The organism is Cellulomonas cellasea (genome assembly GCF_006538745.1).
Lineage (GTDB): Bacteria > Actinomycetota > Actinomycetes > Actinomycetales > Cellulomonadaceae > Cellulomonas_A > Cellulomonas_A cellasea.
In genome coordinates, this window is the sequence record NZ_BJLR01000036.1 from 36,681 (window position 1) to 52,338 (window position 15,658).

General features: G+C 75.3%; 13 protein-coding genes. 5 read left to right on the plus strand and 8 right to left on the minus strand.

Annotation, left to right across the window (positions count from 1 at the left end):
• Positions 1 to 21: 21 nt before the first annotated feature.
• From CCE01nite_RS18630 to CCE01nite_RS18640, 3 genes are read right to left on the minus strand one after another with little or no spacing between them, the layout of a single operon-like run.
• The gene (locus CCE01nite_RS18630) at positions 22 to 1,140 is read right to left on the minus strand and encodes a cation diffusion facilitator family transporter (RefSeq protein ID WP_084142507.1); all 1,119 of its coding nucleotides are present in this window, start codon (positions 1,138 to 1,140) and stop codon (positions 22 to 24) included.
• On the minus strand, positions 1,137 to 1,493 hold the full coding sequence (locus tag CCE01nite_RS18635; protein WP_034626377.1) for an ArsR/SmtB family transcription factor: 357 nt from the start codon (positions 1,491 to 1,493) through the stop codon (positions 1,137 to 1,139). The genes CCE01nite_RS18630 and CCE01nite_RS18635 overlap by 4 nt, the downstream gene beginning before the upstream one ends.
• A 47-nt stretch (positions 1,494 to 1,540) precedes the next feature.
• Positions 1,541 to 2,263 (minus strand): TetR/AcrR family transcriptional regulator, encoded by a 723-nt coding sequence (locus tag CCE01nite_RS18640; protein ID WP_034626375.1) that lies wholly within the window; start codon positions 2,261 to 2,263, stop codon positions 1,541 to 1,543.
• 134 nt (positions 2,264 to 2,397) lie between these two features.
• Here CCE01nite_RS18640 and CCE01nite_RS18645 point away from each other — a divergent pair, with 134 nt between their 5' ends.
• Entirely contained in the window at positions 2,398 to 3,099 is a 702-nt protein-coding gene (locus tag CCE01nite_RS18645) for a DUF4386 domain-containing protein (protein WP_246056727.1), read from the plus strand.
• 28 nt (positions 3,100 to 3,127) lie between these two features.
• On the opposite strand, the gene CCE01nite_RS18650 is transcribed toward CCE01nite_RS18645, so the two are convergent.
• The gene (locus tag CCE01nite_RS18650) at positions 3,128 to 3,448 is read right to left on the minus strand and encodes a PfkB family carbohydrate kinase (RefSeq protein ID WP_034626373.1); all 321 of its coding nucleotides are present in this window, start codon (positions 3,446 to 3,448) and stop codon (positions 3,128 to 3,130) included.
• A gap of 275 nt (positions 3,449 to 3,723) precedes the next feature.
• On the opposite strand from CCE01nite_RS18650, the gene CCE01nite_RS18655 reads away from it, so the two are divergent.
• The 3 genes from CCE01nite_RS18655 (at position 3,724) to CCE01nite_RS18665 (ending at position 7,380) form a co-directional block, all read left to right on the plus strand.
• Positions 3,724 to 5,259: a SulP family inorganic anion transporter gene (locus CCE01nite_RS18655; RefSeq protein WP_034626369.1), complete on the plus strand. Its 1,536-nt coding sequence runs from the start codon at positions 3,724 to 3,726 to the stop codon at positions 5,257 to 5,259.
• 112 nt (positions 5,260 to 5,371) lie between these two features.
• Positions 5,372 to 6,127: a response regulator gene (locus tag CCE01nite_RS18660; protein ID WP_034626366.1), complete on the plus strand. Its 756-nt coding sequence runs from the start codon at positions 5,372 to 5,374 to the stop codon at positions 6,125 to 6,127.
• Positions 6,124 to 7,380: a HAMP domain-containing sensor histidine kinase gene (locus CCE01nite_RS18665; protein ID WP_084142506.1), complete on the plus strand. Its 1,257-nt coding sequence runs from the start codon at positions 6,124 to 6,126 to the stop codon at positions 7,378 to 7,380. Before CCE01nite_RS18660 ends, CCE01nite_RS18665 begins: the two co-directional genes overlap by 4 nt.
• 22 nt (positions 7,381 to 7,402) lie before the next feature.
• On the opposite strand, the gene CCE01nite_RS18670 is transcribed toward CCE01nite_RS18665, so the two are convergent.
• Positions 7,403 to 8,071, minus strand: a complete 669-nt coding sequence (locus tag CCE01nite_RS18670; protein WP_141372820.1) for a DUF6803 family protein — start codon at positions 8,069 to 8,071, stop codon at positions 7,403 to 7,405.
• A gap of 292 nt (positions 8,072 to 8,363) precedes the next feature.
• On the opposite strand from CCE01nite_RS18670, the gene CCE01nite_RS18675 reads away from it, so the two are divergent.
• Positions 8,364 to 11,051 (plus strand): glycoside hydrolase family 3 protein, encoded by a 2,688-nt coding sequence (locus CCE01nite_RS18675; RefSeq protein WP_052103634.1) that lies wholly within the window; start codon positions 8,364 to 8,366, stop codon positions 11,049 to 11,051.
• Between the two features lie 121 nt (positions 11,052 to 11,172).
• Here the strand turns inward: CCE01nite_RS18675 and CCE01nite_RS21600 are convergent, their stop codons facing one another.
• The 3 genes from CCE01nite_RS21600 to CCE01nite_RS18690 form a co-directional block, all read right to left on the minus strand.
• On the minus strand, positions 11,173 to 11,895 hold the full coding sequence (locus tag CCE01nite_RS21600; RefSeq protein WP_034626363.1) for a hypothetical protein: 723 nt from the start codon (positions 11,893 to 11,895) through the stop codon (positions 11,173 to 11,175).
• Positions 11,896 to 11,951: 56 nt separating this feature from the next.
• The gene (locus CCE01nite_RS18685) at positions 11,952 to 14,609 is read right to left on the minus strand and encodes an MMPL family transporter (protein WP_034626360.1); all 2,658 of its coding nucleotides are present in this window, start codon (positions 14,607 to 14,609) and stop codon (positions 11,952 to 11,954) included.
• Positions 14,610 to 14,740: 131 nt separating this feature from the next.
• Entirely contained in the window at positions 14,741 to 15,478 is a 738-nt protein-coding gene (locus CCE01nite_RS18690) for a TetR/AcrR family transcriptional regulator (protein ID WP_034626358.1), read from the minus strand.
• Between the last annotated feature and the right edge of the window lie 180 nt (positions 15,479 to 15,658).

The window sequence follows — 15,658 nt, forward strand, 5'->3', positions numbered from 1 at the left end:
CGGCAACCCGGAGCGGCGAGGTCAGGCCGCGACCTCCACCAGCGCGGCGCGCACCGCGAGGTCGACCCGCCCGACGCTCGGCAGCGCCGCACGCAGCTCGCGAACCGCCGCCGCGGACAGCGCGTCCCCGCGGTCGACGGTCGTCGCGGCGTCGACCACCACGGTCGCCTGGACCGTCAGCCGGTGGCCCGACCAGCGCAGCCGCACGTCGCCCACGTCCTCGACGCCCTCGAGCCGGCGCAGCGTCCGCTCGGCGCGGTCCACGAGCGCCGGGTCGACGCCGTCGAGGAGGCGGCGGCCGACGTCCCGCGCCGTCCCCCACAGCAGGACGACGATCGCCGCGGCGATGAGCAGGCCGACGACGGGGTCGGCGAGCGGGAAGCCGGCGGCCACGCCGATCGCGCCGAGCACGACCGCGAGCGAGGTGAACCCGTCGGTGCGCGCGTGCACGCCGTCCGCGACCAGCGCCGCCGAGCCGATCTGGCGCCCCACGCGGATGCGGTACGCGGCGACGGCCTCGTTGCCCGCGAACCCGAGCACCCCGGCCGCGACGACCCAGCCGAGGTTCGCGAGCGGCTGCGGGTCGGCGAGGCGCCGGAGCGACTCCACGGCGGCGACGACCGCGGACAGCGCGATCATCGCGACGATGAACAGCCCGGCCAGGTCCTCCGCGCGACCGTAGCCGTACGTGTACCGCCGGCTCGCCGGGCGCCGGCCGAGCGCGAACGCGATCCACAGCGGGACGGCCGTGAGCGCGTCGGAGAAGTTGTGCACCGTGTCCGCGAGCAGCGCGACCGAGCCGCTGACCAGCACGATCGCGAGCTGCGCGAGGGCCGTCAGGCCGAGGACGACGAGGCTGACCTTGACCGCCCGGATGCCCTGGGCGCTGGCCTCGAGCGCGTCGTCGATCGAGTCGGCCGCGTCGTGGCTGTGCGGGACGAACACCTCGTGCAGCCAGCCGCGCAGGCCCGTCGGGTGGGCGTGACCGTGGGGGTGGTCGTGGTCGTGGTCGTGCGGGTGGTCGTGACCGTGCGCATCGTCGTGCCCGTGACCGTGCGAGTGGTCGTGACGGAGGTCGTCGTGGCCGTGCCCGTCGTCGCCCCCGTGCGCGTGCCCCGCGTGCTGCTCCGGCGCGCTCACGCGTCGGCCCGCCCGTGGTGGCGCGGGTGGGAGTCGATGGCGTGCTCGGCCTGCAGCACGGCGTCGACGACGAGCCGGCGGGCGTGCTCGTCGGCGAGCGTGTAGTAGACGCGGTTGCCGTCGTGGCGCGTCGTGACCATGCGGGCGAGCCGGAGCTTCGCGAGGTGCTGGGAGACGGCGGTCGGCGACTTGCCGACGGCCGTCGCGAGCTCACCGACGGCGAGCTCGCCGTCGCGCAGCGCGAGGATGATCCGCACGCGCGTGGCGTCGGCGAGCATCGCGAACACCTCGACCGCGAGCTCGACGTAGGGCGAGTCGAGCGGGAGGTCGTTCACCTGCGTATCTGCGTGCATGCGCAGATTCTCTCAGACTCCCACTCGGCGGCCGCCCCGACGCCCGCTCAGACGGACGCCGCGCCGCTCGACGACCAGCCGCGCCGGTGCAGCCGCTCGACCCCGCCGAGCAGCAGGTCGAGGCCGAACTCGAACTCGAACTCGTCGTCGCACCCGGAGCCGACGACGCTGCCCGGGTCGTGCGGCCGGCTCGTGGCGACCGCGACGACGTTCGGGAACATCGCCGCCGTCTGCTGCATCGCGGCGAGCGCCTCAGGGCCGAGCGCGGCGAGCTCGTCGGGCGTGGGCCCGGGGGCGTTGTCGTAGAGCTCCTGCGTGAACCCGAAGATCCGGCTGCCGAGCGCGTGCATCACGTGGTGCACGAGGTCGACCGACAGGCCGCCCGCGAGGAACGTCCCGATCGTCGAGTCCATGTACGCGAGCACGACCGGCGTCGGCGCCGCCCGCGACTCCATGACGCGGCGCGCCCAGGGGTGACGGAGCATGACCTCGCGCGCGGACAGGATCCGCCCGCGCACGGCGTCGGCCCAGCCGAGCGCGGGGTCCGGCGGGTCGATCTCGGCGAGGACCGCGTCGACCATGCCGTCGAGCAGGGCGTCCTTGTGGGCCACGTGCTTGTAGAGCGCCATCGGGACGACCCCGAGCACCTGGGCCAGACGCCGCATGCTCACGGCGTCGATCCCGTGCTCGTCCGCGAGCGCGACAGCCGTCCGCAGGACCCGGTCCCGGTCGAGGCGCTCACGCCGCGCCACCTCCGCGCCCTCCGCCACGAGGTCCCCTCTCCGCCGGACGAGTGCTCTCCCTTGACGGGTGTACAGCGTACGCCTAGCCTGCTCGATATCAAGGTGTACGCCGTACACCTCCGACGGAGGAGACCACCGTGCCTACGAGCAGAAGAACCGCCGTGACCGCTGGGGTGCTGTACCTCGTCACGCACGTCACCTCGATCACGGCCGTGCTGCTCTACCGCGACATCGGCGAGCCCGAGCGCTTCCTCGCCGGCGAGGGTGCCGACGGCCCGGTGCTGCTCGGCTCGCTGCTCGAGGTGGTCCTGGCGCTGGCCGTGATCGGCACCGCGGTGACGCTCTTCCCCGTCGTGAAGCGGCAGCACGAGGGAGCGGCCCTCGGCTACGCAGCCCTGCGCACGCTCGAGGCGGCCGTCATCACGGTCGGTGTCGTGCCGCTGCTCGCTCTCGTCACGGTCCGCCAGCAGCTCGCCGGCGCGCCCGGCCCGGAGACCGTCGCCCTCGCCGAGGGCCTCGTCGCGCTGCACGACTGGACGTTCCTCGTCGGGCCCGGGTTCGTGTGCGGGACCAACACGGTCGTCCTCGCGGCGCTGCTCCTCCGGTCCGGGCTCGTGCCGCGGCCGATCGCGGTGCTCGGGCTCGTGGGCGGCCCGCTCGTCTTCGCGACGAACGCCGGCGTGATGTTCGGCCTGTACGACCAGGTGTCGGTGATCACCGGGCTCGGCGCGGTCCCGATCTTCTCGTGGGAGATCTGCCTCGCCGTGTACCTGATCACGCGCGGCTTCCGCCGCTCCCCCGTGCTCGACGGCGACGCACCGACGTCCGGGCGCGCGCCCGAGCCGCAGCCGGTCACCGTCTGAGGTCGGCCGGCGGCCCGGCGCGGGCGGGTCAGGACCCGCCGTGCTCGCGCCGGGCGTCGCGCGCCGTGGCCTCGACCCGTGCCGGGTCGAGGTCCGGCCGCCCGCCCAGGTGCGTCACGGTGAGCGCCGCCGCCGCCGAGCCCCACCATCCGGCCGTGTCCGGGTCCTCGCCGCGCAGCCGCGCCGCAATCTCCCCCGCGACGAACGCGTCACCGCCGCCCGCCTCGGGGATGTCGCTCAACGCCTTCTGGGCCGTCCTCAGCCGCGGGCAGCCCTCGACCAGCCGCTTGCCCACACCGACGGTCTTGATCGCGACCTTGGCTGCCTTGAACAGCTTGCCCCAGGGCACCGCGTTCAAGGCCGTCGAGATGCACGCGGTGATGTCGCGGTCGCTGATGCACTTCTTCGCATCGGCGCAGCCGATGAGGTCGACGACCAGACCGACGGTTCCGGGGACCGGTGCGCGTCACCCGCCGCGGTGGTCCGCGGCCCGCCCGGTAGAGTCGAGCCCGCCACCGCGCAGCGTCCGCGCTCCCGCCGCCTCCCCCGCGTGGCCTCCGCACCCCCCGCCGCCGGGCTCCCCGCGCCCGGGCCGGACCCGCGCCCCGAACGACGAAGGACCCCGTGACCTCCCCTGCGCCCACCGAGCTCACCACACCCGCCCGGCCGCACCTCCCCGAGGCCGACGCGACGCACTCCGTGCTGAGCGCCCTGCGCTCGCCGCGCCGGCTCAGGACGGAGGTCCTCGCCGGGCTCGTCGTCGCGCTCGCGCTGATCCCCGAGGCGATCTCGTTCTCGATCATCGCCGGGGTCGACCCGCGCCTCGGGCTGTTCGCGTCGTTCACGATGGCCGTGACCATCGCCGTCGTCGGCGGGCGGCCGGCGATGGTCTCCGCCGCCACCGCGGCCGTCGCGCTCGTGGTCGCCCCGGTCGCGCGCGAGCACGGGCAGGACTACCTGATCGCGACCGTGATCCTCGGCGGGCTCGTGCAGGTCGCGCTGGGGGCGCTCGGCGTCGCGCGGCTCATGCGCTTCGTCCCGCGGTCGGTCATGGTCGGGTTCGTCAACGCGCTGGCGACGCTCGTCTTCCTCTCCCAGCTCCCGCACCTCGTGGACGTGCCGTGGGCCGTCTACGCGCTCGTCGCCGCCGGGCTCGTGGTCGTCTTCGGGCTGCCGCGCCTGACGACCGTGGTCCCGGCACCGCTCGTCGCGATCCTCCTGCTGACCGTCGTCACCGTCGCCGCGGGGATCAGCGTCCCGACGGTCGGCGACGAGGGCGAGCTCCCCGAGAGCCTGCCGGCGCTCCTGCTCCCCGACGTGCCGCTGACCCTCGAGACGCTGCGGATCATCGCCCCGTACGCGGTGACGATGGCGCTCGTCGGCCTGCTCGAGTCGCTCCTGACCGCCAAGCTCGTCGACGACATCACCGACACGCACTCGGACAAGACCCGCGAGGCGTGGGGCCAGGGGGTCGCGAACGTCGTCACCGGGTTCTTCGGCGGCATGGGCGGCTGCGCGGTGATCGGGCAGACGATGATGAACGTCAAGGCGGCGGGGGCCCGGACGCGCCTGTCGACGTTCCTCGCCGGGGTGTTCCTTCTGGTCCTCGTGGTCGGGCTGGGCGACCTCGTGGGCGTCATCCCGATGGCGGCCCTCGTCGCGGTGATGATCTTCGTGGCGGTCGCGGCGTTCGACTGGCACTCCGTCCGGCCGTCGACGCTGCGTCGGATGCCGGGCAGCGAGCTCGTCGTCATGCTCTCGACCGCCGGCGTGACCGTCGCGACGCACAACCTCGCGTACGGCGTCGTCTGCGGCGTCCTCGTCGCGATGGTCGCGTTCGCCCGGCGCGTCGCGCACCTCACCGACGTCACGGTCGTCGACACCGGCGACGAGAGCACCCGCACCTACGCGGTGTCCGGGGAGCTGTTCTTCGCGTCGTCGAACGACCTCGTCTACCAGTTCGACTACGCGGGCGACCCGAGCAGCGTCGTCATCGACCTGGCCGCCGCGCACATCTGGGACGCCTCGACGGTCGCCGCGCTCGACGCGATCACCACGAAGTACGCCGCACGCGGGACGACGGTGACGATCGTGAACCTCGACGCCGACAGCGCCCGCCGGCACGAGCGCCTCGCGGGGCAGCTGGGCGCGGGGCACTAGCCAGGACGCGCCGGTCGGCGAGGCGGTCCGGTCGGCGGGGCGGTCCGCGTCCGCGGCTGACCCCGGACCGAGGACCCGTGCCGCGGCGCTCCCGTCGGCCGACGATGGGTCTGTGAGCACCGCACCGCACGCCGCCGCTCCCGCGCCCGCGGAGCGCCGCGCCGTCGTGGTCGACGACGAGCAGGCCCTCGCCCGCCTCGTCGCGGGGTACCTCGAGCGCGACGGGTTCCGGACGACCGTGTGCCACGACGGGGCGGAGGCGGTCGGGCTCGTGCGCGACGTCGACCCGGACCTCGTCGTGCTCGACCTCGGGCTGCCCGGGCTCGACGGCGTCGAGGTCTGCCGCCGGCTGCGGACGTTCACCGACTGCTACGTCGTCATGCTCACCGCACGCGCCGAGGAGGTCGACACGCTGATCGGCCTCTCGGTCGGCGCCGACGACTTCCTCACCAAGCCGTTCAGCCCGCGCGAGCTCATGGCGCGCGTCGCGGCCCTCCTGCGCCGGCCGCGCCGGAGCCCCACCGAGCCCGCGCGGGCGTCGGCCGCAGCGGAGGACGCGCACGAGGTGCTCGAGGTCGGCGCCCTGCGGGTCGACGTCGACGCGCGCGAGGTGCGCGTCGACGGGACCGAGGTGCCGCTCACGCGCACCGAGTTCGACGTCCTCGCGGCGCTCGCGTCCCGGCCGGGCCGGGTGCTCAGCCGGCGGGCGCTGATCGACACCGTGTGGGGTCAGGGCTGGGTGGGCGACGAGCACCTCGTCGACGTCCACGTGCTGCACGTGCGGCAGAAGCTCGGCGACACCGCGGAGGCGCAGCGGTACGTCCGCACGGTCCGCGGCGTGGGGTACCGGATCGGCACGGGCGCATGACGACCCCGGCCGGGGTGCCCGCGGCGGACGCGTCCGGCGCGCCGGGCCCGGACCCGCGCTCGGGCGCACGCGGCGCGGATCCGCGCGGTAGGGGGTGGCGCGGCCCGGGCGCGCGGGGCCTCGGCGCCCGGCTGCTCGCGGCCCTCGCCGCGGTGCTCGCGACCGGTGCGCTCACGGCGTGGCTCGTCGCGTCGGCCGTCGGCCCGGGGCTGTTCCACGAGCACATGGTCGACGCGGGCGTCGGCGACCACGACGCCGCGGTGGTGCACGCCGAGCAGGCGTTCCGGGACGCGAGCGCCGTCGCGCTGGCCCTCGCGATCGGGGCGGCGACGCTCGCGTCCGCGGCGGTGTCGCTCGTGCTGACCCGGCGCATCGGCCGCTCGCTCGCCGCGGTGTCGACCGCCGCGGCGCACGTCGGGGCGGGCGCCTACGGGTCGCGCGTCCCCGCGCCAGGGCTGGGCGCCGAGTTCGACGAGCTCGCCGGGTCCTTCAACGCGATGGCCGCCCGGCTGCACGAGGCCGACCGGCTGCGCGCCCGGCTGCTGGCCGACGTCGCGCACGAGGTCCGCACGCCGGTCGCGACGATCGCTGGCTACCTCGAGGCGGTCGAGGACGGCGTGCAGCCGTGGGACGCGACGACGCTCGCGGTGCTGCGGGAGCAGGCGGCCCGCCTGACCCACCTCGCCCAGGACCTGACGGCGGTGACCCGGGCCGAGGCGGGCGACCTGGCGCTGGACCTCGAGCCGGTCGCGCCCGCCGAGCTGCTCGCCGCCGCCGCGGCTGCCGTGCGGGAGCGAGCCGCGGAGGCCGGCGTGTCCGTCGTCCTGGCCCCCGCGCGCGGCCTCCCCGACGTCGCGGTCGACCGCGTGCGGGTCGCCCAGGTCCTCGACAACCTGCTCACGAACGCCGTCCGGCACACCCCGCGCGGCGGCACGATCACGCTGACCGCCGAGGCCGAGGCCGAAGCCGAGGCCGAGGCCGAGGCCGAGGCCGAGGCCGGGGCCGGGGCGGGCGGCGTCGTCGTCGCGCTGCGGGTCGCCGACACCGGCGAGGGCATCGCGCCCGAGCACCTGCCGCACGTCTTCGAGCGGTTCTACCGGGTCGACACCGCGCGCGACCGGTCCGGCGGCGGCTCGGGGATCGGGCTGGCGATCAGCCGGGCGCTGACGCTCGCGCACGGGGGCACGATCGGCGTCGCGAGCGACGGCCCGGGCACGGGAGCGACGTTCACGGTGACGCTCCCGGCGGCCTGACCACGCCCGCCCCCGACGCGGCTCAGTGCGTCATGCCGACCATGCTCGACCCGTCGTGCATGACGTGCGTGGGCTCCCACCCGGCGACGACGCCCGGGTCGAGCATGCCCGCGATCATCGCGACGTGGGCCACCACGAGGAACAGCCCGACGAGCGTCGCGTGCACCTGGAGCCGGCGCCGGTCGTCCCAGCCGGCGCCCACCGCCCGCGTCTCGAGCAGGCTCATCCCGAGCAGCGGGACGACGCCGAGCAGGTAGAAGCCGACGGCCACGACGTCGACCCACCCGCGCCAGCCGCCCGACGTCGTCAGCGGGATCACGGCGTGCTTCGTCAGGTAGACCACGACGCCGACGAAGTAGAACCCGGCGACGAGCCCGGCGTACCGGTTGAGGTCGGCGACGACCCGGGGGACGTCGCGGCGGAACAGGATCGCGAGCTCGGTCACGGCGATCGTCTCGGCGAGGACGACGGGGACCGCCATGAACAGCAGCAGGTTCCACGGCTGGTTGTCCGCGAGCAGTCCCATGTAGTGCGTCGAGCCCATGTCGTCGCCCGCGGGCCACGCGGGCAGGAGCAGCGCGAGGACGGCGACGGCGAGGCAGACGCCGGCGACGGCGGCGAGTCGGGTGGTGCTCGCCGGGGCGGACGGCTGCGCGGTCCGGTCGGCGGTGGTGGGTGCGGTGGCGACCATGGTGGGACCTCCGGTGCGTGCGCCGGACCCTCCGGCGCCCTCACCACGGTGGCGGCGCCGCCCGCACGTTCTGCTCACGGACGATGAAGGACTGATGAAGGCGGCCCGCGGCGCGGTGCCCGGCCGGCCCGGTCGGGACCTCCGACCCAGGGAAGGTTGCGTCCGACGGCCGCCCGAGCGGGCGGTCCGCAGCCGTTGACACGCCCTCTGTCGCCGCCGAAGCATGAGCGGGTGCGGACGCCGCACCGCGTGCCCGACGACGTGCACGCGAGGGTCGAGGGCTGGGGGGCTCATGCTCGTGCTCACATCCGTCCGGCGGCGCGTCGCCGCACTCTGCACGGGGGCCCTCGCGGTGCCGCTCGTGCTCGTCGGGGCGCCGGCCGCCCACGCCGCGGGGCCCGTGACCGTCACGCCGTCGGCGCTCGTCACGGCCGCCGAGGGCGGCACCGCGACCGTCACGCTCACCGCGACGACCGCGGACGGCACCGCGCTCGGGTCCGACGTGACCGTGTTCTTCTCGACCGGGACGGGCACCGCGACGGGCGGGGCCGACTACACCGAGACCGGCGGCGCCGTGACGTTCGCGGCCGGCGCCGAGTCCGGCGCGACGCAGGAGGTCACCGTCGCGCTCACGGCCGACGACGACGCGGAGACGACCGAGACGGTCCCGCTCTCGTTCAGCACGACGACGCCCGACGTCACGGTGGCCGGCGGCGCGACCGTCGCGATCCAGGCGAACGGCTTCCCCTACCTCGACGCCGACCTGCCGCTCGCGGAGCGCGTCTCGGACCTGCTCGGGCGCATGTCGCTCGCCGAGAAGGTCGGCCAGATGACCCAGGCCGAGCGGGCCAACGTCGCCGCGACTCCCGGCCGCGTCGCGTCGCTGGGCCTCGGCTCGCTGCTCTCGGGCGGCGGCTCGACCCCGACGCCGAACACCCCCGAGGCGTGGGCCGACATGGTCGACGGCTTCCAGACCCAGTCCCTGTCGACCCGGCTGTCGATCCCGCTGCTGTACGGCGTCGACTCGGTGCACGGCCACGGCAACCTCGTCGGCGCGACCGTCTTCCCGCACAACATCGGGCTCGGCGCGATGCGCGACCCGGCGCTCGTCGAGGAGGTCGCGCACGTCACCGCGGCCGAGACGCGCGCGACCGGTCCGCAGTGGTCGTTCGCGCCGTGCATCTGCGTCGCGCGGGACCTGCGCTGGGGCCGCACCTACGAGTCGTTCGGCGAGGACCCCGCGCTCGTCGTGCTCAACGAGACCGCGATCGACGGGCTCCAGGGGCCGCGACGCAGCGAGCTCGACCAGCCCGACCGCGTGCTCGCGTCCGTCAAGCACTTCGCGGGCGACGGCGGCACCGAGTTCGGCAGCAGCACGACCGGCGAGTACACGATCGACCAGGGCGTCGCGGTGACGAGCCGGCGGGACTTCGAGCGCCTGCACCTGTCCCCGTACGTCCCCGCGGTCCGGGAGTACCGCGCCGGCACGGTCATGCCGTCGTACTCGAGCGTCGACTGGACCGAGAACGGCGTGGGCGACCCGCTCAAGATGCACGCGCACACCGAGCTCATCACGGGCTGGCTCAAGGGTCAGCAGGACTTCGACGGGTTCGTGATCAGCGACTACAACGCGATCGAGCAGATCCCCGGCGACTACCCGACGCAGGTCCGCACGAGCGTCAACGCGGGCGTCGACATGTTCATGGAGCCCAACACCCCGGACCCGTTCATCGCGACGCTCATGGGCGAGGTCGGCGCCGGCCGGGTGCCGATGGCGCGGATCGACGACGCGGTGCGCCGCATCCTGCAGCAGAAGCTGGAGCTCGGGCTGTTCGAGCGCCCGTACACCGACCGCGCGGGCCAGGCGGACATCGGCTCGGCGGAGCACCGGGCGGTCGCCCGGGAGGCGGTCGCGAAGTCGCAGGTCCTGCTGCGCAACACCGGCGACGTCCTGCCGCTCGCGAAGGACGCGAACGTCTACCTCGCGGGCCGCGCCGCGGACAACATCGGCATCCAGGCCGGCGGCTGGACCGTCACGTGGCAGGGCCAGCCGGTCAAGGACCTGATCCCGGGCACGACGATCCGGGCGGGCATCGAGGATGTCGCACCGGACGCGCAGGTCACGTTCAGCGAGGACGCGTCGGCGCCGACCGACGGCGCGGACGTCGGGGTCGTCGTCGTGGGCGAGACCCCGTACTCCGAGGGCTACGGCGACGTCGGCGGGCCCGGCTGGCCGTGGGACCCCTCCGACGGCGGCGTGCCGCGCGAGCCGAACAAGCAGCTCACGCTCACGCCGGGCGACCAGGCAGTCGTCGACACCGTCTGCTCGGCGATCGAGAGGTGCGTCGTGCTCGTCGTCTCCGGCCGGCCCAACGTCGTCGCCGACCCGTACGGCCAGGTCGACGCGCTCGTCGCGTCCTGGCTGCCCGGCTCGGAGGGTGCGGGCGTCGCGGACGTGCTGTTCGGTGACGCACCGTTCACCGGCCGCCTCGGGCAGACGTGGCCGCGCACGCAGGACCAGGAGCCGATCAACGTCGGCGACGCGGAGTACGACCCCGAGCTGCCGTTCGGCTGGGGCCTGCGCACCGACTCCGCGCTCGACCGGCTCGAGGCGCTGCGGGCCGAGCTCGAGTCGTCGCGCGACCGGGCCGTGCGCCGGGCCGTGGGCGACATCGACCAGGCCCTCGCGCGCGGCGACTGGACGGAGACCGGCGAGGTCGGCAACGAGCGGGCCGTGCTCCGGACGCTCGCCCGGGCCGCGAACCGGCTCGACGGGAGCGACGCGGTGACGTGGCAGCAGATGAACACGCTCACGTCGGTGCTGCGAGACCTCGCGCAGCAGCGGGTCGTCGACGCGGGGACCGACGCGCCCGAGGGCTGGGCTGCCGACCTCGCCGACGCCGAGCACGCGCTGCTCGTCGGGGAGTACGGGTTCGCCGCGGACCTGCTGGTCCGCGTCGCCTCGGCCCGCGCGAGCTGACCGGGACGCACGCCGTCCGGTGCCCCTCCTCACGGTGAGGGCACCGGGCGGTGTGCTGTGCCGGGCGCGCCCGAGGCCACGGCGGACCCGCGCCGGGCCGCCCGTCCCCCGAGAAGCGCCGTCAGCCCTCGAGGACCCAGACGACCGGGACCGACGTCACCGGCGCGTGCGCGTCGCGCGTGACCTGCGGGTTGCCCTCGACGCCGACGTAGCCGATGGGCTGGCCCGCGGGCAGCACCGCGATCGTGCACGCGGCGACCTCGGCGTCGACGGTCGGCTCGTCGAGCTGGTCGGTCTGGCACGGGGCGAACAGGCCCATCGGCAGCAGGTCGCCCGCGCCCGCGCCGTCGGCGCCCCAGCCGAGCACGTGCGGCGGCGCGAGCGTCGACGCGTCGCTGGTGCCGCGCGCCCACAGGAGGCGGTGGCTCGTGCGGACGTAGTACGCCTGCTGCGTCGCGGGGTCGAACGCGCCGACCCCGGCGACGGTGGCGATCTCCGCCGGGTCCGCGGCTGCGACGTCGAGGACCTTCGATGCCCACTGCGCCTCGGTGTAGTGCGCGCCCGCGGGGTCGAACCCGGAGTTCTTCTGCAGCACCGCCTCGTCGCCGCGCGCGAGCCGGGTGCTCTCGGGGGTCAGCTCGGCGGGCGCCCCGACCTCGAACGGCACCGGCGCGACGGGGGTCGGGGTCGGGGTCGGCGTGGGGGTCGGCGTCGGCGTCGGGGTGGCCGTGACGCTCGGCGACGGCGACGCGTCCGGGTCGTCGCCCGTGCAGCCCCCGAGCGCCACGAGCGCCGCGAGGCCGACGGCGAGGGGCGTGGCGGTCCGGCGCGCGAAGGGGGGCACAGCGGACATTCTGCCCCGGTCCCGGGCTCGCGTCCGGGACCGGGGCAGCGCGCCGCCTACCGGGGGTCTGCGGGACCCGACGCCGGCGCCGGAGCAGACTCCGGCTCCGGCGCGTGCGCGACGTGCGGGTGCCGGCGCTCGAGCGCGGAGCCCTCGACGTCGACGTCGGGCAGCAGCCGGTCGAGCCAGCCCGGGAGCCACCACGCCTTGTCCCCCGCGAGGTGCATGAGCGCGGGCACGAGCGTCATGCGCACGACGAACGCGTCGACGAGCACCCCGAACGCGAGCGAGAACCCGATGGGCCGGATCATCGCGCTGTGCGAGAACACGAAGCCGCCGAACACCGAGACCATGATGATCGCCGCGGCGGTCACGACGGCCCGGCCGGCCCGCACGCCCTCGACGACCGCGACGCGCGCCGGGGCGCCGTGCGCGTACGCCTCCCGCATGCCCGAGCCGAGGAACAGCATGTAGTCCATCGCGAGGCCGAACAGGATGCCGACGAGGATCGTCGGCAGGAAGTTCAGCACCGGGCCGGGGGTCTCGACGCCGAACACCGCACGGAGCCAGCCCCACTGGTAGATCGCCACCACGCCGCCGAGGGCCGCGAAGAACGACAGGATGAACCCGAGCGTCGCGATGACCGGCACGAACACCGACCGGAACACGAGCACGAGGATCAGCATCGAGAGGCCGACGACGACCGCGAGGTACGTCGGCAGCGCGCCGGCGAGCTTGTCGGAGATGTCGATGTTGCCGCTGGCCTGGCCCGCGACGGCGATGGAGATGTCGCCCTCGAGCGGCGAGAGCGTCCGCAGCGTGTGCACGAGCTCCTCGGTCGACTCGGTCGTCGGGCCCTCGGCCGGGACGACCTGGAACGCGGCGACGGTCCGGTCCTCCGACGTGCCGACCGCGGCGACGGCGACGACGTCGTCCTGCGCGAAGAGCTGCTCCCCGACCTGCACCTGGTAGGCGAGGACCTCCTCCTCGGTCGGTGAGCCGGGCAGGTCCGCGACCACGACGAGCGTGCCGGCCTGACCCGCACCGAACTTCTCGGCGACGGTCGCGTACGCGCGGTACTGCGTCGAGTCGTGCGGCTCGGACGACCCGTCGGGCAGGCCGAGCCGCAGCTCGAGCGCGGGGATCGCGACGACGACGAGCGCCGCGACGGCCAGCACCGCCCGGAGCACCGCACCGGGGGTCGACATGGGGCGCGCGGGGGCCGGCGTCGCGAGGGCCGGCGTCGCGGGCGCCGGGGCTCCCGTGGTCGACGACCCGGTGGCGCCCGCTGTGCTCGGCGCCGCGCTCCCGAGGCGCGCCCGCTCCCTCCGGCTCAGCACCCGCAGCCCGAGCAGCGACAGCAGCGCGGGCGTGAACGTCACCGCGAGGAGCACCGCGATGGCGACGCACATCGCGCCGACCGTGCCCATGAGCCCGAGGAACGGGATGCCCGTGATGTTGAGCGCGAGCAGCGCGATGAGCACCGTCATGCCCGCGAACACGACCGCGTTGCCGGACGTGCCGTTCGCGAGCCCGATCGACTCCTCGACGTCGTAGCCGGCCTTGAGCTGGCGGCGGTGCCGGTTGACGATGAACAGCGAGTAGTCGATACCGACCGCGAGGCCGAGCATCACGCCGAGCATCGGGGTCACCGAGCTCATCTCGACGACGCCCGAGAGCGACAGTGCACCGAGCGCGCCGATGCCGACGCCGACGAGCGCGGCGAGGATCGGCAGCCCCGCGCCGACGAGCGTGCCGAGCATCACGACGAGGACGACGCCCGCGACGACGACGCCGACGACCTCGCCGACGCCCAGCAGCTCGGGGACCCCGCTCGTGAGCTCGGCGGAGTAGTCGACCTCGACGCCGTCGACCGGCCCGGACTCGAACACCTCGACGACCGCGTCGCGCGTCTCCTGCTCGATCTCGAACTGCGACGCGGTGAACACGACCGTGAGCACCGCCGCGCTGCCGTCCTGCGAGACGGTGCGGATCTCCGCGGCCATGTCGAGCAGCGCCTCACCGAGCCGGAGCTGCTCGTTCTGCGTCTCGAGCTCGGCCTCGCCGGCCTCGAGCTCCGCGGCCCCCGCCTCGATGACGGTCGTGCCCGCGTCGAGCGCGGCCTGCTCGGCGTCGAGCGCGGCGAGCTGCGCCTCGAGGGCCGCCTGCTGCGCCTCCCCCGCGAACCCGCCCTGCGCGGGCGCACCGGCGGCGGCGAGCTGCGCCCGGGCGGCGTCGAGCTGTGCCTGCCCCTGCGCGAGCTCGGTGCGGCCCTGCTCGAGCTCGGCCCGCCCCTGCGCCAGCTCGGCGCGCCCCTGCTCGATCTGCGCCCGGCCGCTCTCGAGCTGTGCGGCCTGCTCGGCGCGCTGCGCCTCGGTCGCGAACGGGTCGACGACCGTCTCGATGCCGTCGACGTCGGCGACGCCTTCGGCCAGCCGGGTGATGCCCTCGCGCTGCTCGGCGGTGAACTCCTCGCCGGACGCAGTCGTCAGGACGACGCCCGCGGTCCCGCCTGCGGCGGCGGGGAGCTCGGTCGCGAGGCGGTCGGTGACCTCGGCGGTGGGGGTGCCGGGGATCGAGACGCTGCTCGCGAGGGTGCCGCCGAGCAGGGCGTACGCACCCCCGACGAGCGCGAGGACGACGAGCCACGCGGCGACCACGGTGCGGGCGCGCCGGGCGGACCAGCTCCCGAGCCGCAGGAGGAGTTCGGCCATGAGGGTGTGTGCCTTTCGGACGGTGCGGGCGGTGCGGCGGGCCACGGTGGTGAGCGTGACCCCGCCGGGCGGGGTGGTCGGGGGGACGGGGTGGGTCGGTGAGCCGGGTGGGTCGGGGGGGACGGGCTGGGTCAGCGGGGCGCGGGCCCGTCCGTCGCGAAGCCGTGGCCGGTGCGGTCGAGGAGCCGGTCGACGAGCGCGGCCCACACGGCGCGGGACGGCTCGTCGTCGGCCGCGCCTGTCGCGGTGTCCCAGTGCCGGTGCAGGACGAGGACGCCCGAGACGACCGCGTTGACCAGCAGGTGCACGTCGAGCACGTCCGCGCCGGGGTGCCGGGCGAGGACGGCCGCGGCGAGGCGGCCTCGCGCGGCGTCGAGCACACGCACGAGCACGGTCGCGATCGCCGGGGAGTGCTCGTCGTGCGAGCGCAGCGACTGGGTGAGGAATGCCATGGGCGCGACGAGGTCGGTCGAGCGGACGGCCCGCGCGAGCTCGTCGAACACCACGGCGCGGTCGTCGGCCGTCGCGGAGACGGGCTCGCCGTCGGGCGCCGGACCGTCCGCGGCCGGGCTCCCGCGGCTGCCGCGCGGGGTCCCGGTCTCCGGGGCGCCGCCCGCCGCCCCGCTCTCGCGCTCGTAGCTCGCGACGAGCGTGCCGATGACGTCGCCGAACACCTCGGCGACGATGTCGTCGACCGACGCGAAGTGGTTGAAGACGGTGCGGCGCGAGACGTCCGCCCGCCGGGCGAGGTCGTCGATCGTGAAGCGCAGGCCGCCCGTCTCCGCGATGAGCGCGGCCGCGGCGTCGACGATCGCCTGCCGGTGCCGCGCCTTGAGCGCGACGCGGCGATCGGTCGGGGCCTCGGTCACGGTTCCTACACTAGGTGCAACGCTGCACCGAGTGCACCTGCGCGGCGGCTGAAACACCGCGGGTGAAAGCCGGACAGATCGGGCGCCGACCGGTATCACCGAGGCGGCCCGGCCGTCGACCAGGCAGCGCGCGGAGCACGACCCCGCCCGCCGGCCCTCCCGGTCCGCAGCGGCCCATGC

What these genes read in the sequence shown, in the direction of transcription:
- CCE01nite_RS18635 (WP_034626377.1), bottom strand. Translation starts at nt 1,493, where the DNA reads ATGCACGCAGATACGCAGGTGAACGACCTCCCGCTCGACTCGCCCTAC.
- CCE01nite_RS18685 (WP_034626360.1), bottom strand. Translation starts at nt 14,609, where the DNA reads ATGGCCGAACTCCTCCTGCGGCTCGGGAGCTGGTCCGCCCGGCGCGCC.
- CCE01nite_RS18670 (WP_141372820.1), bottom strand. Translation starts at nt 8,071, where the DNA reads ATGGTCGCCACCGCACCCACCACCGCCGACCGGACCGCGCAGCCGTCC.
- CCE01nite_RS18665 (WP_084142506.1), top strand. Translation starts at nt 6,124, where the DNA reads ATGACGACCCCGGCCGGGGTGCCCGCGGCGGACGCGTCCGGCGCGCCG.
- CCE01nite_RS18675 (WP_052103634.1), top strand. Translation starts at nt 8,364, where the DNA reads ATGCTCGTGCTCACATCCGTCCGGCGGCGCGTCGCCGCACTCTGCACG.